At 48.5% G+C, this 20746-nt stretch carries 20 protein-coding genes; 12 read left to right on the forward strand and 8 right to left on the reverse strand.

All coding sequences use genetic code 11. The features are described 5' to 3' along the window. Nucleotides 1-323: 323 nt before the first annotated feature. From gatC to GKZ89_RS12425, 4 genes are all read left to right on the forward strand, one after another. Nucleotides 324-614, forward strand: a complete 291-nt coding sequence (gene gatC, locus GKZ89_RS12410) for an Asp-tRNA(Asn)/Glu-tRNA(Gln) amidotransferase subunit GatC (protein WP_155112796.1) — start codon at nucleotides 324-326, stop codon at nucleotides 612-614. A 14-nt stretch (nucleotides 615-628) separates the two neighbouring features. Next, nucleotides 629-2086: an Asp-tRNA(Asn)/Glu-tRNA(Gln) amidotransferase subunit GatA gene (gatA, locus tag GKZ89_RS12415; protein WP_162356806.1), complete on the forward strand. Its 1458-nt coding sequence runs from the start codon at nucleotides 629-631 to the stop codon at nucleotides 2084-2086. Between the two features lie 12 nt (nucleotides 2087-2098). After that, nucleotides 2099-3529, forward strand: coding sequence for an Asp-tRNA(Asn)/Glu-tRNA(Gln) amidotransferase subunit GatB (gene gatB, locus GKZ89_RS12420; RefSeq protein WP_155112725.1), 1431 nt, complete (start codon nucleotides 2099-2101; stop codon nucleotides 3527-3529). A 272-nt stretch (nucleotides 3530-3801) separates the two neighbouring features. After that, nucleotides 3802-4596 carry an SDR family NAD(P)-dependent oxidoreductase gene (locus GKZ89_RS12425; protein ID WP_155112726.1) on the forward strand — a complete coding sequence of 265 codons (795 nt, stop codon included), beginning with the start codon at nucleotides 3802-3804 and terminating at the stop codon, nucleotides 4594-4596. A gap of 56 nt (nucleotides 4597-4652) precedes the next feature. Here the strand turns inward: GKZ89_RS12425 and GKZ89_RS12430 are convergent, their stop codons facing one another. The 7 genes from GKZ89_RS12430 to GKZ89_RS12460 form a co-directional block, all read right to left on the reverse strand. Beyond that, nucleotides 4653-6554: an endonuclease MutS2 gene (locus GKZ89_RS12430; RefSeq protein ID WP_155112727.1), complete on the reverse strand. Its 1902-nt coding sequence runs from the start codon at nucleotides 6552-6554 to the stop codon at nucleotides 4653-4655. A gap of 381 nt (nucleotides 6555-6935) precedes the next feature. Continuing rightward, nucleotides 6936-7895, reverse strand: coding sequence for a serine hydrolase domain-containing protein (locus GKZ89_RS12435; RefSeq protein WP_155112728.1), 960 nt, complete (start codon nucleotides 7893-7895; stop codon nucleotides 6936-6938). Nucleotides 7896-8016: 121 nt separating this feature from the next. Then, entirely contained in the window at nucleotides 8017-8343 is a 327-nt protein-coding gene (locus GKZ89_RS12440) for a hypothetical protein (RefSeq protein WP_155112729.1), read from the reverse strand. A 17-nt stretch (nucleotides 8344-8360) separates the two neighbouring features. After that, nucleotides 8361-10088 (reverse strand): ABC transporter ATP-binding protein, encoded by a 1728-nt coding sequence (locus tag GKZ89_RS12445; protein WP_155112730.1) that lies wholly within the window; start codon nucleotides 10086-10088, stop codon nucleotides 8361-8363. 195 nt (nucleotides 10089-10283) lie between these two features. After that, complete coding sequence (locus GKZ89_RS12450; protein WP_155112731.1) at nucleotides 10284-11621, reverse strand: amino acid permease; 1338 nt, start codon at nucleotides 11619-11621, stop codon at nucleotides 10284-10286. Between the two features lie 40 nt (nucleotides 11622-11661). Next, nucleotides 11662-12285, reverse strand: a complete 624-nt coding sequence (locus GKZ89_RS12455; RefSeq protein WP_155112732.1) for a LysE family transporter — start codon at nucleotides 12283-12285, stop codon at nucleotides 11662-11664. 89 nt (nucleotides 12286-12374) lie between these two features. Beyond that, entirely contained in the window at nucleotides 12375-12614 is a 240-nt protein-coding gene (locus GKZ89_RS12460; protein ID WP_155112733.1) for a hypothetical protein, read from the reverse strand. Between the two features lie 95 nt (nucleotides 12615-12709). On the opposite strand from GKZ89_RS12460, the gene GKZ89_RS12465 reads away from it, so the two are divergent. From GKZ89_RS12465 to GKZ89_RS12480, 4 genes are all read left to right on the forward strand, one after another. Further along, nucleotides 12710-13597, forward strand: a complete 888-nt coding sequence (locus tag GKZ89_RS12465) for a magnesium transporter CorA family protein (RefSeq protein WP_162356808.1) — start codon at nucleotides 12710-12712, stop codon at nucleotides 13595-13597. 70 nt (nucleotides 13598-13667) lie between these two features. Further along, entirely contained in the window at nucleotides 13668-14567 is a 900-nt protein-coding gene (locus GKZ89_RS12470; RefSeq protein ID WP_155112735.1) for an SDR family oxidoreductase, read from the forward strand. A gap of 408 nt (nucleotides 14568-14975) precedes the next feature. Beyond that, on the forward strand, nucleotides 14976-15710 hold the full coding sequence (locus tag GKZ89_RS12475) for a gamma-glutamyl-gamma-aminobutyrate hydrolase family protein (protein ID WP_241680238.1): 735 nt from the start codon (nucleotides 14976-14978) through the stop codon (nucleotides 15708-15710). A 465-nt stretch (nucleotides 15711-16175) separates the two neighbouring features. Next, on the forward strand, nucleotides 16176-16646 hold the full coding sequence (locus tag GKZ89_RS12480; RefSeq protein ID WP_155112737.1) for a DUF2306 domain-containing protein: 471 nt from the start codon (nucleotides 16176-16178) through the stop codon (nucleotides 16644-16646). Between the two features lie 5 nt (nucleotides 16647-16651). Here GKZ89_RS12480 and GKZ89_RS12485 read toward each other — a convergent pair whose 3' ends face one another. After that, the gene (locus tag GKZ89_RS12485) at nucleotides 16652-17263 is read right to left on the reverse strand and encodes a TetR/AcrR family transcriptional regulator (protein ID WP_155112738.1); all 612 of its coding nucleotides are present in this window, start codon (nucleotides 17261-17263) and stop codon (nucleotides 16652-16654) included. A gap of 162 nt (nucleotides 17264-17425) precedes the next feature. Here GKZ89_RS12485 and GKZ89_RS12490 point away from each other — a divergent pair, with 162 nt between their 5' ends. The 4 genes from GKZ89_RS12490 (at nucleotide 17426) to GKZ89_RS12505 (ending at nucleotide 20743) form a co-directional block, all read left to right on the forward strand. Further along, entirely contained in the window at nucleotides 17426-18619 is a 1194-nt protein-coding gene (locus GKZ89_RS12490) for a YhgE/Pip domain-containing protein (protein WP_155112739.1), read from the forward strand. Nucleotides 18620-18856: 237 nt separating this feature from the next. Then, nucleotides 18857-19843 carry a diacylglycerol kinase gene (locus GKZ89_RS12495; RefSeq protein ID WP_155112740.1) on the forward strand — a complete coding sequence of 329 codons (987 nt, stop codon included), beginning with the start codon at nucleotides 18857-18859 and terminating at the stop codon, nucleotides 19841-19843. Between the two features lie 85 nt (nucleotides 19844-19928). After that, complete coding sequence (locus GKZ89_RS12500; RefSeq protein WP_155112741.1) at nucleotides 19929-20249, forward strand: ArsR/SmtB family transcription factor; 321 nt, start codon at nucleotides 19929-19931, stop codon at nucleotides 20247-20249. A gap of 65 nt (nucleotides 20250-20314) precedes the next feature. Continuing rightward, nucleotides 20315-20743 (forward strand): DMT family transporter, encoded by a 429-nt coding sequence (locus GKZ89_RS12505; RefSeq protein ID WP_155112742.1) that lies wholly within the window; start codon nucleotides 20315-20317, stop codon nucleotides 20741-20743. The last annotated feature ends 3 nt before the right edge of the window (nucleotides 20744-20746 follow it).

Here is a 20746-nt window from a genome sequence, read left to right on the forward strand (position 1 = left end):
AGGCACCGCCTCCGACCCCACATCCTTTAAAGCGTTGGGGGACAAAGACCGTAGCTTCAACCCCCATGCGCCCCAACGGTTTACAGAGAGTAGTGCCAGAGCTTTAGTGCGTTAGCAGAGTGAGGGACAGGCACCGGCTCAAATTTAACCCATTTCAGTCTGCTGCCTCCGACCCCACATCCTTGCCTGCCCACCGCCAGCCCTGTCTGACCCCAATTACCCTGCTTCCCAACTCCCATCCCCCAAAACCTTGCTTTCCCCTACGCTATTTTGGTATCATCAGAGTATTGTCTAGGCACGATTTTATTGGAGGTGAACGGTTGATGTCACGCATTTCGACGGACCAGGTTAAGCACGTTGCGCACCTTGCGCGTTTGGCGATTACGGAAGAGGAAGCTCAGATGTTCACAAAGCAGCTGGATGCGATTATTTCTTTTGCGGAGCAGCTGAATGAATTGGATACTGAAAATGTTGAGCTGACGACTCACGTTTTGGATATGAAAAATGTCATGAGAGAGGACAAGCCGGCTAAAGGTCTTCCGGTTGAGGACGTTGTGAAAAACGCTCCGGACCAGAAAGACGGATATATCCGCGTTCCGACCATTCTTGAATAAGGGAGGGAAACCAGGTGTCATTATTTGACCATAAGATTTCCGAGTTAAAGCAGCGTTTACATAAAAAAGACATCACCGTTACGGATCTCGTGGATGAGTCCTACAAACGGATCAGTGAAGTAGAAGATAAAGTACAGGCGTTCATGACGCTTGATGAAGAGCGTGCACGTTCTTATGCGAAGCAATTGGACGAGGCGGTCGGCACACGCGATGAGCTTGGCCTTCTTTTCGGTATACCGATCGGTGTGAAAGACAACATCGTGACGAAAGATCTTCGTACGACGTGCTCCAGCAAAATTTTAGAAAACTTCATGCCGATTTATGATGCGACGGTTGTGCAAAAGCTTCAGCAGGCAGAATCCGTTACGATCGGCAAATTGAACATGGATGAGTTCGCGATGGGTTCTTCTACAGAGAACTCCGGATTCAAGCCGACACGGAACCCGTGGAATCTTGAAACCGTGCCGGGCGGATCAAGCGGCGGTTCGGCTGCATCGGTTGCAGCCGGCGAGGTTCCTTTTTCCCTTGGCTCTGACACAGGCGGTTCCATCCGTCAGCCGGCAGCATATTGCGGCGTTGTCGGATTGAAGCCTACGTACGGCCGTGTTTCCCGTTTCGGACTTGTGGCATTCGCGTCCTCTCTGGACCAGATCGGCCCGATTACCCGTACAGTTGAAGACAATGCGTACCTCCTTCAAGCGATTGCAGGCGGAGATCAAATGGATACAACCTCTGCAAATGTGGACGTTCCAGATTATGTTTCTTCCTTAACAGGCGATATTAAAGGTCTGAAAATCGCCGTGCCAAAAGAATACCTTGGCGAAGGGGTCAGCGAAGAAGCGAAAAATTCCGTTCTTGAAGCACTTAAAGTCCTTGAGGCGCAAGGTGCGACATGGGAAGAAGTATCGCTTCCGCATTCAAAATATGCGCTTGCGACTTACTATCTGCTCGCGTCATCCGAAGCTTCATCCAACCTTTCCCGCTTTGACGGAATCCGCTACGGATACCGTACAGACAATGCGGAAAACCTGATTGACCTGTACAAGCAGACCCGTGCGGAAGGCTTCGGAAACGAAGTGAAGCGCCGGATCATGCTTGGAACGTTCGCGCTCAGCTCCGGCTACTATGATGCGTACTATAAAAAGGCGCAAAAAGTGCGTACGCTCATTAAAAAAGATTTCGAAGATGTTTTTGAAAAGTACGATGTCATTGTTGGACCGACGACTCCGACTCCTGCTTTCAAAATCGGCGAAAAAACAGACGACCCGCTTACGATGTATGCGAACGATATTTTAACGATTCCAGTTAACCTTGCAGGCGTGCCGGGAATCTCTGTCCCTTGCGGATTCTCTAACGGTCTTCCGCTCGGACTTCAAATCATCGGCAAGCACTTTGACGAAAGCACCATTTACCGTGTTGCCCATGTATTTGAGCAAGCGACGGACCATCATAAAGCAAAACCTGAATTGTAAGGGGTGAAAATAATGAACTTTGAAACGGTGATTGGACTTGAGGTCCACGTTGAGCTTAAAACGAATTCAAAAATCTTCTCCGCTTCTCCGAACCATTTTGGAGCGGATCCGAATACGAATACGTCCGTGATCGACCTCGGCTACCCGGGCGTCCTTCCGGTATTGAACAAGGAAGCCGTGAACTTCGCGATGAAGGCTGCGATGGCGCTGAACTGTGAAATCGCAACGGACACGAAGTTTGACCGCAAAAACTACTTTTATCCGGATAATCCGAAAGCGTATCAAATCTCTCAATTTGATAAGCCAATCGGTGAAAACGGCTGGATCGAAATTGAAGTTGGCGGAAAGAAGAAGAAGATCGGGATTACCCGTCTTCACCTTGAAGAAGATGCGGGCAAGCTGAACCATACGGGCGACGGCTTCTCCCTTGTTGACTTTAACCGTCAGGGTACACCGCTTGTGGAAATTGTTTCCGAGCCGGATATCCGTACGCCGGAAGAAGCGTATGCGTATCTTGAGAAATTAAAATCCATTATCCAATATACAGGTGTTTCGGACTGTAAGATGGAAGAGGGTTCTCTTCGCTGTGACGCGAACATTTCCCTCCGTCCAGTCGGCCAGGAGCAGTTCGGTACGAAAGCTGAGCTGAAAAACCTGAACTCCTTCAACTTCGTCCGCAAAGGATTGGAGCACGAGGAAAAACGCCAGGCAGAGGTTCTATTGTCCGGCGGAATCATCGAGCAGGAGACACGCCGCTTTGATGAATCTACAGGTAAAACCCTTCTAATGCGTGTAAAAGAAGGATCCGACGACTACCGTTACTTCCCGGAGCCTGATCTTGTTTCCCTTTACATTGATGAAGAGTGGAAAGAACGCATCCGTGCTGAAATTCCTGAGCTTCCGGATGAGCGCAAAGCACGCTACGTTTCAGAGCTTGGCCTTCCGGCATACGATGCCATGGTTCTCACGCTTACGAAAGAGATGTCCGATTTCTTTGAAGCAACCGTCAAAACCGGCGCCGATGCAAAACAGGCATCCAACTGGCTGATGGGTGAGGTATCAGCTTACCTGAACTCAGAGAACAAAGAGCTTGAAGATACAGCTCTTACTCCTGTAGGACTGGCAGGCATGATCAAGCTGATCGAAGCAGGAACGATCTCTTCCAAAATCGCGAAAAAGGTATTCAAAGAGCTTATCGAAAACGGCGGCGACGCTGAGAAAATCGTTAAAGACAAAGGACTCGTCCAAATCTCTGACGAAGGTGCACTCCGTACATTCGTCAACGACGCTCTCGATGCGAACCCGCAATCAATCGAAGACTTCAAGAACGGCAAGGACCGTGCCATCGGCTTCCTCGTTGGCCAAATCATGAAAGCCTCCAAAGGCCAGGCCAACCCGCCAATGGTCAACAAGCTTCTCATGGAAGAAATCAATAAACGATAAGAAAAAAGCTTTCAGGGCGTTTTGCTCTGGAAGCTTTTTTGTGTCGAATTTTGCAGAAACGATAATATATCAGGATTTTCGATAATAAGCGGATCCAATTCGATAATATATTAAGATTTTCGATAATAAATGGGAAAATTCGATAATAAAACAAAAAGCTTTGATCAGTGGATCCTATTTTTGCTGCCAAAAGAATTAACGATGAATAAAAAAGCGGTATTTTTCTGTACTTCCGGGAAAATAAGAATAGAAACAAACTGGAGGGATACATTTTGGATACACAGCTGTCAGGAAAACGTGCGTTAGTCACGGGATCTACATCCGGGATCGGAAGGGCGATCGCGTTTGCTCTTGCAAAGGAGGGTGCCTCTGTCATCATCAGCGGTCGGAGCGGCAGCCGGGTGGAGAAGACGATTGAAGAGATGAAGAAGCAGCTTCCGGAAGGGGATTTTCTTAAGGGAGTGGCGGACTTGGGGACTGAGGAAGGGTGCCGCAAGCTGATGGAGGAATTTCCGGAGGTGGATATTCTGGTTAATAATCTAGGGATATTTGAGCCGAAGGAGTATTTTGATATTACAGATGAAGAATGGATGAAGTTTTTTGAAGTGAACATTATGAGCGGTGTCCGGCTGACCAGGACATACGTTGAAAAAATGATTGCTAATAAAGAGGGGCGTGTCATTTTCATTGCCAGCGAAGCAGCAGTCATGCCGTCACAGGAAATGGCTCATTACAGCGCGACGAAAACGATGCAGCTCTCCATTTCGAGGAGCCTGGCAGAATTAACAGCGGGAACGAATGCTACGGTTAACACCATCATGCCGGGCTCTACGCTTACAACAGGGGTCAAGAACATGCTGGAATCCCTGTATCCGGATGACGGGCTCTCCGTTCAGGAGGCAGAGGAAAAGTTTATGAAAGAGAACAGGCCGACTTCCATTATTCAGAGGCTGATCCGGCCGGAGGAAATTGCTCATTTTACGGTGTTTCTGGCGAGTCCATTATCATCTGCGATTAACGGAGCTGCACTCAGAGCAGATGGGGGATTGGTAAGGAGTGTGTTTTAAAAAGCAAAAAGAGCGGACTGAATCTGTCCGCTCTTTTCCGTTTCTTCAATAACCTGTTAGTTATCCTTCTTCATTTCTTTTTGAATTTTCTTCAGTGCTTTCTTCGATCCCCGTTCGATATCGTGCGCAAGCTTCCTCGTCTGATAATCGGTGAACAGCTGATCCAAATCGTAGCCCTCCGGATACAGTTCGGCCGCTTTGAAGTTGAGCTTCAGGCGCTTATCGAGGATTTCATGCATTTCTCCCTTATAAAATACAGTTACGTTGCGGGATTTGTTCCGCTCTTTGTAAACAATCCCGGTGTCGTTGTATTGAAGGAGTGTGACTTTGTCTCCCTTTTGAAAGTCGGTGATCTCTTCAGGAAGCTGACTGGCCGTTTTTGCTGGCTTTCTGATTTTATTTTCATTCACTTTTTCAAGACGGTATGCCTTGTTTTCCATGTAGGCTTTCGCCCGATCGAGAACGGCTTCTTTTATGTTCATTTTCCTGGAGATCCAAAGGGCGTTGCTGTCTCCTGATTCCCCAATGATCAGCCGGTAGGCGGGCTCGAGTGTTTCCTGTTTAAACTGCATGGCAGCATTCATGAAGTCCGGGTGCAGTTCGGAAAAGCGCTTGATTTCACCATAGTGGGTTGTGGCCACTGTGATGCAGCCTATATGATAAAACTCTTCCAAAATGGAGATGGCTAAGGCGGCCCCCTCATTTGGCTCGGTTCCGCTGCCGATCTCATCAAAAAGGAGAAGTGTATGGTTGTTGGACTGACTCATGATTTCCGATAAATTTTTCATATGGGAGGAAAACGTGCTCAGCGCGTTCTCCAAGCTCTGATTATCGCCGATATCAGCGAAAACTCTGTCAAATACTGAGATTACCGTACCCCTTTCCGCAGGAATATGAAACCCCGAAAGGACAGCAAGGGTGATCAATCCAATGGTTTTCAGAACGATCGTTTTGCCGCCGGCATTCGGACCTGTAATGACCAGGCTGCGGTATCCGTTCCCGATTTCAAAATCAAGCGGAACGGCATTACCGGTCAGGAGCGGATGCTTGCACTGTACAAGCTTGATGTGGCCTGTATCATTAAGCTCCGGCTCAATCCCGCGTATATGCTGGCTGTATTTTCCTTTTGCAAACACCATATCGTACTGGCTGATCAGCTCCATGTTGATTAGGATGCCAGGAAGATGATCGATAATGATCCCGGTGAGCGTTGCCAGAATCTGATATTCCTCTATAGCTTCTTCGGCCCTCAGCCGTTCCAGGTCCCCGTTCAGCTTCGCTACACTGTGCGGCTCCATAAAAACGGTAGAGCCTTTAGAAGAAATTTCTACAATGGAACCGGCCACCTGATTTTTATAGGAAGCCTTTACCGGAATGGTGAACCTGTCGTTTTTCCGGCTGATAAAGGTATCCTGGAGGTATTTCCTGTTCTCGCTGCTATTCATAAATTTCGTCAGCAGGGCTTTGATTTTCTCTTCTTTTCCCTCGATCTGGTCGCGGATTTTCTTTAGGTCCCTGCTCGCAGATGAATCCACTTTTCCATTTTTGATAGCAGTATTGATTTCTTCTTCCGCTTCCCTATACTCAGACATGGATTGTGCATAAGAAGATAGGACGGGTGCGAAAAATTCACGATCCAGCATAAACTTTTTTAATTTCCGGCATCCTCTTAAAAAGTCTGACAGGCTGATTAATTCATCCGGGCTTAAAATGATGCCTTTTTCTGCATGTTGGATGGTTCCTTCAATATTTGTAACACCGGAGAACGGTACGTGCCCATCCGCGTCTAAAATCGCGCGGGCCTCAGATGTTTCGTTTAAACGGATCTTCACCACTTCCATGCTTGAGGCAGGCCCCAGCTTATCCAGCAGATTTTTGCCAAGTCCACTCGTGCAATAGGATTTAATGACTTCCTTCAACTCGCTGTATTGCAATTTATCAAACGTCTCTGTATTCATTTACTAGCTCCTCACGATTATTTGTACAATCAAATGAAGATACCTTGTCAGATGGAGAGAACAAGCCAAATTTTAAACACAAAAAAAGCTGCAGAGATCCTGCAGCTTTTCCTTCACAAGGCACAGACAAATAAACGGCATCATCCTGCCGGGCTGTCTGCTTTTTTATGAAAGGTACAGGCATCTTCATAGGTTTGAAATGAATCCACAGCAAATAAAGGGAGTGATTCCCCGTTTTTCACAAGATTCAAATCGTTAAATTCTCCTATTTAGAACCTATACACACTCACAAAAAGCACCTCTTCTATTTATTCGCTTCATTCTATCCAATCTGAATACGACTCCATTTTATGATAAGAAACGGAAATAGTAAACCCGTATTCAGGGGTTTTTAACCATTCCAGCTGCAAGATCTCCGAAAGTCCTTACATCGTCCAAATAATCGAACGCTTTGTTTTGTCCGGATTGGTTCATCATCCTTACCGCAACTGCATGATACTCCGGCATGACGAGGCAAATACAGCCCGTAATGCCGAGAAGCTGGAAGGAGCCCTTTGGAACTTTAGGGCCGATCTCGTTTTGCGGGAAGTCCTTTTCCTTCATCCACCAAAAGAATCCGTGCTGTGGCAATGGAGCAATCCCCTTATTTTGGACTGAAGTCATTTGCTTGAAAAGATCGGGTGTTAAAATCCCGGCTTCTTTCCCTTCTGTAAGAAATAATTTTCCCCATTTAGCCAGATCCCGTGTACTGCAGTACAGGTTGCTGTCTTTCCCACTGCCATTCATTCGCTGAGAGGGATTTTCCAGCAGGTTAGATACTGCATTCTCCCCGGAATATCCCCAGCCGCTCTCTGCAAAGCCTGCTTTTCGAAAAACCTGCTCGTCCAGTATTTGAGCCACTGTCTTTCCAGATACAGTTTCAAGAATGCTGATCAGTAAGTTTACTCCAGCATTGTTATAAGACCAGTCTTCACCGGGCTGGAACATCCGGATCCATTTTCCGTCCTTTTCTGCGAGACCATGGGTATGCGTTAACACATGGCGAAAGGTGGTCCCATTAATCAAAGGGACATCAGGATAAAAATCAGATAAATCCTGATCAAGCCCCCGGATTTTTCCCTCCGCAATCATGCAGGCAAGTGCTAAACCAATATAGGATTTCCGAATGGATGCAATGTTGAACCTTGAGTTTTCCTGCACCTTTCCTGCACCGGAATTCCGGCTGTGAGTCCCTGTATAAGATTCATAGACTACCTTATCGCCTTGAAGGATTAGACAGGACAGTGCGGCAGCACCGGTCTCTTTATACACTTTTTGATTATGGTATTCGAAGGATTTCAAGGAATCCGCTCCTTTGTCCTGTTGTTCTATATGAATATCGATAAAACCGGTTCTTCATACAGCAATACGTGATCTTCCGAAAACCAACAGGAAAAAGTGCAGACACTGTCCGCTCTTTTTCTTATTGAGGCACAGCCACCTGTTTAGTTTTTCTTTTCCAAAAAACCAGCCCCCACCAAACGAGCAAATAAAAAAACGCCGTCAAAACATAAACGGCCCAAAGAGCACCGGCCTGAAGCGAACTGATAAAATGCTGCCCTTCATTCATTCCTTCCAGCCGTCCAATCGAGTTGAGGAGAGCGATAACCGGAATCGTCAGGGCTGCAAGGAAGGCTATGGCGGAGTATGCTTTGCCGTTCCTCCGAATGAGACGGAAAAGGGCGGTTCCAAGTGTGATGAGCAGAAACAGATAATAGATGATGAACACCCATGCGGGCAATGTTGTCATAGTATTTCTTCTCCTTTTTATTGCACCCCCTGCAGCTTCGCATAGTCCCCGTTCCGCTCCAGCAGTTCCTGGTGTGTACCCTGTTCTGCGATTCCGTTCTCCTTGAGCACGATGATCCGTCCTGCGTTCCGAATCGTGGACAGGCGGTGGGCAATGACGAGGGTGGTGCGGTTTTGGGCCAGGCGTTCGAGCGAATCCTTCACTACTTTTTCACTTGCGTTGTCCAAGGCACTGGTTGCCTCGTCAAAGATGACAATCGGCGGGTTTTTCAGGAAGACGCGGGCGATGCTGAGCCGCTGCTTCTGGCCGCCGGACAGGCGGACGCCGCGCTGGCCGATGTCGGTATCGTAGCCGTTCGGCAGCTTCATGATAAATTCATGGGCATGTGCGTTTTTGGCAGCCTCGATAATGTCTTCGCCGGATGCCCCAGGGTTTCCGTAAAGGATGTTCTCCATGACGGTGCCGGCAAACAGATACACATCCTGCTGGACGATGCCGATGTTTTTCCGCAGAGAAGCAAGGGTGATGTCTTTACTATTGATCCCGTCAATTTTGATCTCCCCGGATTGAATGTCATAAAAGCGGGGGAGCAGGGCGCATATCGTGGTCTTGCCGGCTCCTGAAGGACCGACGAGTGCCGCGTATTCTCCTGCTCCGATTTTCAGCGAAAGGTTCTCCACAACGTTAGGCTGGTTCTCGTCATACCGGAAGCTGACGTTTTGGAACTCGATGCTTCCCAGGACATGTTCAAGCTCCATCGCCCCAGGGGAATCCTGAATATCAGGCTTTACGGCCATCATCTCCATAAAGCGTTCGAACCCGGTCATGCCTTCCTGATACAGAATGGCGACATTGGTTGCTTTCTTGATTGGTTCGATGAGAAAAGCTGTGTACATGATGAAGGTAATTAAGTCGGCCAGATCCATGGAAGAGCCGACGATCGCTGCCCCGCCTGCCACAACAACGGTCAGGCTGATCAGCTGGATGAACGTTTCAAATCCATTGTAAAAATAGGCTTCATACCTGTAGCCGGCTTTTCTGCTCTCGAGAAAGCGAAGGTTTTCATATTGAAATTTTTCCTTTTCAAGCTCCTCGTTCGTATACGATTGCACGACCCGGATCCCGGAAAGATTGTCTTCCACCTGTGCATTGATCTCGCTGATCCGAACCTTGTTCCGTTTCAGGGCCATGTTTACTTTTTTATTAAAATAGACAGCAAAAATGGCCATGAACGGCAGAAAAGCAAAAATCGCCAAGGTCAGCGGAGCATTGATCATAAACAGGATCGCGAACGAGCCGATAAACTGAACCGAATACCTCAGCAGATCCTCTGGCCCGTGATGATATAGCTCGGATAGCCAGAAGAGGTCATTCGTCATCCTGGACATGAGCTGTCCGGTTTTCTGACGGTCATAAAACGGAAATGAAAGGCTCTGGTAATGGCTGAAAAGCTCGGTGCGCAAATCGCTCTCCATCATCGCACCCATCCGGTGACCGTGGTAATCGACCACAAAGTGAAAGCCTGCCTGGAAGATTGCCAGAACAAGCATCACCGCTCCGGTGAGGAGAATCTGGTTCATAGCCTGTTCATCAATTCCTTCAAGTACATCCTTTGTGATGTACCGGGTGAGAAGCGGATAGGCGAGGGAAATCGCAGATCCGAGAACAGAACAGGCCATTACAGCAGCGAACAAACGCAAGTAAGGTTTATAATAGGAAACAAATTTTTTTAAGCGGCTATTCAATTGGTTTTACCCCTTTTGTGTGCAGATTTCCACTGGCTGCACAGGTCAGGAGGTCAGTTCAGTCCGGCCCCCTTATGTGCTTGCGTCATTCCAGTCACTGTGTTTCTCATTCTGTTTCCTCCTCCAGATATTGTTAAATACAGTATACAATATTTTCTGAAAAATAAAATCAAAAAAGAGGAGACACGTCTCCTCCTAGCACCCTGATGGATTCTGTTTCCACTTCTTTTTCATAAACAGGCACATGACCCCGATAATCGCAGCGAACAGCAGGCTGAGGAAAAATCCGGACCGGCCGATGCCTTCAAGCAGTGTACCGGCAATGGCTGCAAGCAGGAGGACAATTCCTGCGGATCCGAGTGCTTTTTCCCAGATGGAAAGCTTCAAAATTTTCAGCGAAGAGAGGATGATGAAGCTCCAGTTGTACAGCAGCATGATTCCGGCTGCGGTGGTGATGTATTCGTAAATTTTCCCGGGCAGGAGAAGCGCTGCGATAATTGACAGCACCATCCCGGCAGTCGCCAGGCCAAGTGATGGGAGGGCGAGCTTTTTCTTTCCCTTCGTCGTTTTGGAAAAAAATTTCGGTGCGTCGCCGCCTTCACCCAATGTGACGAGCAGAGTCGTGACCCCGAACAGAGCTGCCGTCAGCGTGGAGAAGCCGGCAATAATGATCGCTGCGTTGAACACATGCGGGAAAAACGAAAGGTCGTAGCTGCTGAGAGCGGTCACAAACGGGCTCTCTTTTTCATGAAAGGATCCGATGGAGGTCAGGGAAACAGCGAGTGCCAGGGAGGCCGTATAAATGACAGCAAGCACGATCAGCATAACGGAGCCGGCTTTCGGTGCGTCCTCTTTTTTCTCCAGCTGCATGGCCATCAGGCCGATGACTTCAATTCCGCCGAATGCATAAAAAGCATAAATGAGAGAAGAGCCGAATCCTGCCCAGCCCTCTGAAAAAAATTCGCCGCCAGTAAGCGGGAAGGAAGGCTTTTGTGCATCTCCCGGGATCCACCCGGCAATCGCCGCGACGGCGAGGATGATAAACATAAGGATGGCGGCGACCTTTGCGATGGCCATCACATTTTCGAGCCGGTCAAAGCCTTTCGTTCCGGCTACTACAACGAGGATCGAGAGAGCTGCATATCCCGCTGCAAACAGCCAGAGCGGAACGTTTGGAAACCAGAAACGCGACAAAATGGCCAGTGCTGTCAGCTGGCTTCCCATAATCAGAATGTTGGAGGTCCAGTAATTCCAGCCGCAGCTAAAGCCTGCCCAGCGTCCAAACGCTTTACCGGCGTAATAGCAAAACGAGCCCTTCTGCGGATCCTCGGCCGTCATTTTCGCAAGCAGCCTGTACACAATGTACGTTCCGATTGCCGCAAGCAGGAAGGAGAGAAGGATCGATGCCCCCGTTGCTTTAATGCCGATGGCAGATCCGAGAAAATACCCTGTTCCGATCGTGCAGCCAATCCCGATCAGGGAGAGCTGCCACCATTTTAGTTGATCTTCCTTCGATTCATTGGACACGTTCATTCCCCCAGTCGTTCTTTTATTTTTGCCGGGGGAGGGGAAATTATGTGAAAAGAATAAACGCCTCATATCCGAAATAGCCGCCGAAGCCGATCAATGATAAACCGGATACCCAGGATATGGCCTGGATGGTCTTGTCGTTGATAAATCCGCGCGCAAAACTCGAGGCACCGGCCATGCAGATGTCCCAGATAAGCAATCCGAGCAGGATCGAACCGCTGTATAAGAGAAGCTCCGTATGCTGATACGTCGAAGCTGTTTTCGCTAAAACGGATCCATAGATCCCCACCCAGAACATAATCGTCAGCGGATTAGTCAGAGACATCATGAACCCGACAAAATAGGATCTTGCAAGCGAGCTTGGCCTTTGCCGCTGAAACTCAAGCCCCTTGCTCGCTTGAATCAGGCTCTCGATGCCTGTATAGGTCAGAACGAAGAAGCCGAACAGCCACAAAAATGCTTTTACGACCGGAATCTCAATGAACTGCACGAGTCCGAGGAAAACGGCCAGCATGTACACAACGTCCGCAGTGATTGAGCCGAGGCCGATCAGCCATGAATGCCAGAAGCCTTTATTGAATCCCCTCTCAATCTGCGCCGCATTGATGGGCCCGATCGGCGCGGCGAGGGAAATGCCGAGTAAAATATGGTTTAGGATGATGTTCATGTAACCTCTCCTTCAATCCCCGTTTTTTCTATATGTATTCGGGGGCTGTCCAATTATCCCAAAGAAAAAAGCTGCAGCCTGAATAAAGGCTACAGCTGATCCTGCAAAGCTTCCATCGTTTCGTGCAGATGAATTAAATGCTCCGAAGCGAGGTCCAGCCGATGCTTTCCATCCGGCTCCAGCCCGCTGCTTTTAGCCTGAGCAACCCGTTCCTTTGCTAATTGCAGCTTTTGATAAGCACGCTGAAATTCTGCAGAACCCGGATTGCCCTGGGCGGAAATCACCGCTTTCTCTGCCTCGTTCAAGGACTTCAATGCTTCATGAATCATCCTGTGCACCACCTTTTACCATCTATCATTTTCCACCGGATAAGCGTTTATTCCTGAAAAGGAAGGGCTATAGAAGAGAAAAGGGGGCGGTGCAGATGCGTTCGTGGAAATGGATTTCCGCCGAAACAGCGGATGAAGAAGCGCTGAACCAGCTGAAATACCGGGAATTTTGGAAACAGGACATAGAGAACGGGCACCGTAACCAGATGCACGTACAGGCTTTGAAAACTGGCAGTGAGGCCGTATATGGGTCTCTCGTCTATTCAGTGAAGGGCGAAGATAAAGAAAAGGTGTTCCATTATTACATATCCAAAGAGTTACTCGTCACTATCGGTTTCCCCCATTCGTCGCTTTCCAGGGTAAATGAGGGGGAGCTGGAGGAAAAATTGAACGAAGCAGATCGTGCGCCGGAAGGCTTTTCGGTTATACTGCATGGCTTATCCAAGCATTATCTGGACGGGATTGACGAGTTCGAAGAAAAAATGAACAGCGTGATGGAAGAGGTCCACCGCCATAACCGGGCTAGTATATTGAACCAAATTTACGATCTCAGGCACTCACTTTTAAGATGGAAGGGCCTGCTCATGAAAATTATCGAGCTGAAAGAAGGAATGGATGAAGCGTTTCTGAACGATACGGAGACCTGGACAGAATACCGCAGGCTTACCAAACAGCTCAATCGCGCAATGACCCTGTTAAAGGAATATGAGGAAGAAATCGATACGATCATCAACATGGAGGAAGTCATTTCCTCAAACAACGGAAACGAAATCATGAAATCACTGACCGTCATTACGATCCTCTTCACCCCGCTAACCGCATGGGGCGCGCTCTGGGGCATGAATTTCGAAAAAATGCCCGAGCTGAAATGGACATTTGGCTATCCGGCAGCATTGCTCCTGATCATCAGCACGACCATCTATGTGTACTGGTATATGAACTCGAAAGGATTCATGAAAGATTTGCTGAGGCGGAGGAAATAGCAGTAGGTTATACAAACCACGCTCCTGAATAGAATAGGTCTCATAAACCTATCTGAAAGGGGCCCTTCACATGTATCCTGTTTACCCCTACTACAGTTTTAAAACAGAATGCAAGGATCAGCCGCTCACCTTCCCTCCACAGCATCAGAACGAACAGCCGGGGATGGAGTATCTAATGAACCCGAAGCCCATATCAGAGAACCCGGATTACAGGGGCAGCGGCAAGCTTCTGGGCAGAACAGCGATTATTTCAGGCGGTGACAGCGGCATTGGACGCGCAGTTGCCTATGTTTTTGCAAAAGAAGGAGCAAATCTGGTCATTCCATATCTAAATGAGCACCGCGATGCAGAAGAAACAAAACAGCGAATCGAAGCACTCGGCAGCCGCTGCCTACTTATCCCGGGGGATCTTTCAGAACCCAAAGCCAATGAAAAAACAGCAACAGCTGCAATCGAGACCTTCGGGAGTATCGACATTCTCGTCAACAATCTGGCAGTTCAATATCCTCAGGCGGATTTCCTTGATATAACCCCTGAGCAATTTGATAAAACGTTCAAAACCAATATCTACTCCTATTTTTTTATGACAAAAGCAGCCGTTCCTCATATGAAGCAAGGCACCTCAATCATTAATACCGCTTCCGTCACAGCTTATAAAGGACAGCGGGAGCTGATTGACTACTCCGCAACGAAAGGAGCCATCATCTCCTTCAGCCGCTCACTCTCCTTGAATCTGGTTCAAAAAGGAATCCGCGTCAACAGTGTGGCTCCCGGACCTGTCTGGACCCCGCTCATCGTCTCAAGCTTCAGCGCCGAACAGGTCGCCTCCTTCGGTATGCAAACAGCAGCCAAACGCGCTGCCCAGCCGTTCGAACTCGCCGGCGCTTACGTCTACCTCGCTTCGGACGACTCCCGCTTTGTCACCGGTGAAACACTGCATGTGAATGGAGGGCAGATGGTGACGGGGTAGGTGGTGAGTGGGTGATGGGCAACTGGGACAAGTGTGGCGCGGGAAGGCGGGAGGCGGGGTCAGTCCCGCACTGCTTTAACGCAAGCGGGGACAGAGACCTGTAGCTGTGAGCCCTTGCGCCGCAAAGGATTGGAGAGCCGGTGCCGGAGCTTTAGTACGGCAGCGAATGTGGGGACTGGCACCGTGCCAGTCCCGCACTGCTTTAACGCAAGTGGGGACACAGACCCGAAGCTGTAAGCCCTTTCACAGCAAGGGCTTACAGAATTGGTGCCGGAGCTTTAGTGCTTTAGCAGAGTGAGGGTCAGACACCACCTCGTACTAAAGTTCCACAATCTTCCCGTGTAACCATGTGTAATCACGCCTTATACAGGGTATGGTTTCTTAACCCGAAAAAAAGGAGACATGTACATGTCACGCAAACCTATTATTGGAATTACCGGTTCCCAAAAGGATGTAAAAGGTATTGATCATTCTTTTGTTCACTCTAAATATCCAGAAGCAGTCATTCGCGCCGGAGGCATTCCGGTTATTTTGCCCATCGGAAATGATGAAACGGCAAAAAGATGGATCGATGTAATCGACGGCCTGCTCCTAAGCGGAGGAGAGGATGTCGATCCGCAGTCCTACGGTGCGAACCCTCATCCTGAGCTTGGTCCTGTAACCCTCGAACGTGATGAGACAGAGATTGCCCTTGTGAAAGAAGCGGAGAAAAAGCGCACGCCCATCTTCGCGATTTGCCGCGGAATCGCTTCACTAAACACAGCACTCGGTGGCACGCTGACGCAGGATATTCACAGCCAGCTTGACGAAGGAATCAAGCACCATCAGGAAGGGTCACGAATCAATGCTTCCCATGATTGTGAGATCGAGGAAGGCAGCCGTCTCCACAGCATCCTCGGTGATACTCAAGTGAGCATCAACAGCATGCACCATCAGGCATTGGCCCACGTAGCCGAGAACCTGAAAGTGGTCGCACGTGCCCCGGATGGAGTCATTGAAGCAGTAGAAGGAACCGAGAAGGACTGGTCCGTACTTGCTGTCCAATGGCACCCGGAAGAAATGGCCGTCAAATATGAAAACATGCAGCGGATGTTTGATGTGTTTGTAAAGGAATGTACAGAAGAAGAAGCAGTACCATCGTAAAAAGCGGGCTCTGGCCTGCTTTTTTCTATGTTTATCGGAAAGTGCCGTTGGCGGGGTTAGTCCCGCACTGCTTTAACGCAAGTGGGGACAGAGACCCAAAGCTGTAAGCCCTTGCGCCGCAAGGAATTGGGGAGGCGGTGCCGGAGCTTTAGTACGGCAGCGAACGTGGGGACTGGCACGGTGCCAGTCCCGCACTGCTTTAACGCAAGCGGGGACAGAGACCCGAAGCTTCGAGCCCTTGCTCCGCAAGAGATTGAAGAGATGGTGCCGGAGCTTTAATGCGGCAGTGAAAGTGGGGACTGACCCCCGTCCCCGGTCTATTCCCTGTCCTCTTATTTGGAATGGAGTCGATAAGCACCGAAAAGTGGGAACAGCCCCTGCCCAAATCCAATCACTGAATTTTACCTTAATTTAACACTCTCCCAGACCCCCACCATGATAACATATAGGAAAGCAGGTGAGCGCATGTTTTCCGCTCTGTTAACTGTTCACATCACTGCAGGGGTCATATGTTTGATCACAGGCCTAATTTCCATGCTTTCTAAAAAAAGAAAAGGCCGGCACACGTGGTCCGGCGAAGTGTATCATGCTTCTTTTGTTATTATTTTTCTTACTTCCGTCACAATGGCGTTGATGCATTGGGAGGAGAGTGCTTATCTATTTTACATTGGTTTTTTCTCCTATTCCTTTGCGATCATTGGATATCTTGCGGTTAAGAGAAAGTGGAGAAACTGGCTGCTGTATTATATTAGTGGAATGCTTGGCTCGTATATCGCGGTGATTACAGCTGTGCTGGTCGTTAATGCGCAAAAGATTGGCTTTCTGCAAGGTGTTCCCATTCTCTTGGTCTGGTTCCTCCCGACCATTGTCGGCAGTCCGCTAATTGCCCTAGTTAACCGCAAATACGCCCTCAAAAAAGCATCAGCCTCCAGCTGATGCTTTTACTCCTCCATCACTTCAACCCCAAAGCTCCGCGCGGGTCCATTCATCATAATTTTAACGATGCTCTGAGCCATATAGGCAGGGGTGTGGATCATTCCGTTCTGGAGCCACCACGTCATCATGCCGTGGCAGGCAGAGGAGATGAAGGTGATGACAAGGTCCTTCGGGAGGTGCATCTGTTCCTCCGGCAGGCCGGCTTTCGTAAATTCCGAGTCGAATTTCGTCCGGATCATGGAGAGCATGTTACGGGAAAATTCCAGGCTGCCGTTGCTGCCGAGCATGGCCTCGAAAAAATCCGCATGGGCAGAAATTGCTTCAAAGACAGACTCAATGGACGTTTCTACGTTTTTAGGATGCATTTTTCCGCCTACGAGATGGGTGGATGGGTTGATGTTGCCGATCACATCCTGAAACACTTCATCCGTCAGGCGTTCGAGCAGGTCATATTTGTCCTGATAATGCAGGTAAAACGTGCCCCGGTTGATCATCGCTTTGGCCGTGATATCATGAATGGTCATTGCATCAAAGCCCTTCTCTCTTACAAGCTGAATGAAAGCATCCCGGATGGACTTTCTCGTCCGGATGATGCGCAGATCCGTTTTGGATTCCATTATATCCCTCCCGAAATAAATCAACAATTGCAGAAGAAGTGTTGTTTATAGGTCATTGCATCCAGTATTGAGCATTGTATGAACCTTTTTTCTAGAATACCATAGTTGTTGTACAGGATGTTAGATAAACAACAGCTTGTCTATTAGATTGGAGGTTCAGCAATGAAGACTGTCAAAACGTACTTTACTCAGAAAATATTCTGGGGTGGACTTGCCGGACTTGCGGCAGCGGCACTTATTTTTACATTTGCATTTATGGGGTCAAATGTTAATCCGGCCCCAAAGGATCTTCCTGTTGCACTTGTTATGAAGGACCAGGGTGTACAGCTCCCGAATGGCCAGAAACTTGAGATCGGGAAGCTCATGCAGGAAAAATTAACGGGCAACAAAGAACTCCCGATTAAATGGACTGTGCTGGACAGCGAAATAGAAGCAAAAGAAGAGCTTGATGACCGGGCGTATTATGCAGCGCTGATCATTCCGGAAGAATTCTCGGAACATGCAGCTTCTCTTCAGTCGCCGGAACCGGTCCAGGCAGAAGCAAAACTTCTCGTAAACCAGGGAAAGAATCTGAATGCTGCGAACAGCGTTGCAGCGATTATGGATAAAGTATTCACAGGAGTGAACAAAGAAATAAGCGGTCAGATGCTTGCTCAGATGAAGGCTCAGAAGATGATGCTTTCCCCGGACCAAGTTCCGCAGGCGGCTGAACGGATCACGTTAAGCGTTGAGAACGTCAATCCGGTAAGGGATTATAATGCCGGCGGAAATTCTCCGGGCATGATGACGCAAATCCTTTGGCTTACAACGATCATCAGCTCGATTGTTATTTACCTTGGACTGAAAAAGGCATCGCGCGGCCGGATCACACCATCTTCCCTGGCAGCCCAGCTTGCAGCAGGTTTACTATTTGTTAGTTTGAACTCTCTTATCATCCTATGGATTGCCACAGGGCCGCTTGGTTTGGAGGTTCCGGATTTTTGGGACACATACGGCTTCATGGTGTTCACCGCCTATATGTTTTTCCTGATGCAGGGCGCTCTCATTAACTGGATTGGCTATGGGGCGATGCCGGTTTTGATCCTGCTGTTCTTCTTTTCCAGTCCGGTTCTGAATATGCCGCCGGAGTTTCTTCCGGAAGCGACACAGACGTGGCTGCTGTCTTGGATTCCGTTCTCCCACAGTGTGGAAGGGTTCAGAACCTTGTTTTTCTTCAACGGCATTGGCTTTGAAGAAAAGCGCTGGATTCTTGGCATGATCGGGCTTGGAGCTTTTATAATTATGGCCCTTTCTCTTTTAAAAGCTTATGGAAAAAAAGAAGAGACTGTAAAAAAAGAAGAAAACATGCCGATATAATTTCTGCAGTGATAAATCAGCAAAAGTCCTTTCACCCGGAATCTTCAGCATTTCAGCCCTCCAATAAAAGACAGCAGCCTCCATCCAGGCTCGCTGTCTTTTCTTTTGCAATGGGTTTCGAGAACCAGTATTTGGGGGATTTTATAGGAGCAGGCTAATTGATGGCATATGGTAAAAATGGTAGACTGATAAGAGCGCTGTATGATGGAACGACTATAATGTATAGGATGATGGAGAATGAAAAAAGCGAGAATAATTTATAATCCGACCTCCGGAAGGGAAGCGTTTAAACGCCATTTGCCAGAGGTTTTGGCTAAGTTTGAGAACGCAGGCTATGAGACATCCTGTCACGCGACCACGTGCGAAGGTGATGCAACGGATGCTGCGAAGCTCGCCGTTGAACGCGGCTTCGACCTTGTTGTCGCTGCAGGCGGGGATGGAACAGTAAATGAAGTCGTGAATGGAATTGCCGGTTTTGATAAGCGGCCGCAGCTCGGCATCATACCGGTTGGAACGACGAACGATTTTGCCCGTGCCATTGCTCTGCCTTTGAACGATGTACTTGCGGCAGCTGATATGCTGGTGAACGGTGTTGCTGTCCCGATTGATATCGGCCGTGTAAACGATGGCTATTTCATCAACATTGCAGGCGGAGGGAAGCTGACGGAGCTGACGTATGAGGTGCCGAGCAAGCTGAAGACAATGCTCGGACAGCTGGCGTATTACCTGAAGGGCATGGAGATGCTGCCTTCCATCCGGCCGACAGAGGTTGAGATCGAATATGACGGCAAGCTTTTCCAGGGGGAAGTCATGCTGTTCCTCTGCTCCCTCACCAATTCCGTAGGCGGATTTGAGAAGCTTGCGCCGGATTCCAAGCTGAATGACGGCCTTTTCGATCTCCTCATCCTGAAAAAAGCGAATTTGGCCGAGTTCGTCAGAGTTGCTTCACTCGCCCTGCGCGGAGAGCACATGAACGATGAACACGTCATTTATACAAAAGCAAGCCGTGTGAAAGTCACAACGAAAGACAAAATGCAGCTGAACCTTGATGGAGAGTACGGCGGTCTCCTGCCGGCTGAGTTTGAAAACCTGTACCGCCACCTGGACATCGTCATGTCGAAGGAAAAAGCAGACGAAATGTCCGAGGAGGATGCAAAAGAACAGGAAGAGAACGTAAACGAAGGACCGTTGGAAAAACGGGAGATGCAGGAAGAGGATCAGTAAAGCGTGTGCTTAGGCATACGCTTTTTTCTTTGAAGGTTCAAACGTACCTCTTTACATATCGAGAAATATCGATTAATATAAACCCATGAAAAATAATCTTGCAGAAGTTTTTAAAGTACTTGGGAATGAGACGAGGCTTGAGATGCTCTCATGGCTGAAGGATCCGATGGAGCATTTTGATAAGCCGACGGCGCATCTTTCAAAGAATATCAGTGAAAAGGGCGGCGTATGCGTTGGGGATATCCAGGAGAAGGCGAAGCTTTCCCAATCGACGACCTCTCATTATCTTTCGATGCTCCAGCGAATTGGATTGCTTGAGTCAGAACGCCATGGTAAGTGGACCTACTACCGCCGCAATGAAGAGCGGATAGAGGAAGTCATGGACTTAATCAAAAGGGAGGTCTGATTCCTTTCTTTTTTTTTTGCAAAACATATCTATTTTTCCCGATAAAACAATATGAGGTGATCAGCATGAAGGTTTGGATTTATTTGCTCGCCGTGGCAGCGGGAGTTTCTCTCAGCATTGAAGGAGCAATTTACGGCGAACTGGGAAAGGAAATCGGCAAGCTGGAAAGCAGTTTGTATAATTTTGCAGTCGGCACACTTATTATCGGTCTGGTGCTGCTGTTCCTGGGGAAAGGCTCATTATCCTATACGTTTAAAGCTCCAAAGTGGCAGCTGACAGGCGGGATTTTGGGAACCATCTATTTAACCATTTTGGTCATCGCCATTCCGCTCGTTGGAGTAGGCGTCGCCATGATCAGTGTCATTTTTGGACAGATGGCGATGAGCATGGTCATTGAACATTTCGGCTGGCTCGGCAGTGAGCGGAAGCCGGTCAATAAAGAGAAGATGGGTGCAGCAGCTTTGATGCTGATTTCTTTATTCTTAATCTTTTAATGC

The sequence above is a fragment of the Metabacillus mangrovi genome (assembly GCF_009711125.1).
Taxonomy (GTDB): Bacteria; Bacillota; Bacilli; order Bacillales; family Bacillaceae; genus Metabacillus_B; species Metabacillus_B mangrovi.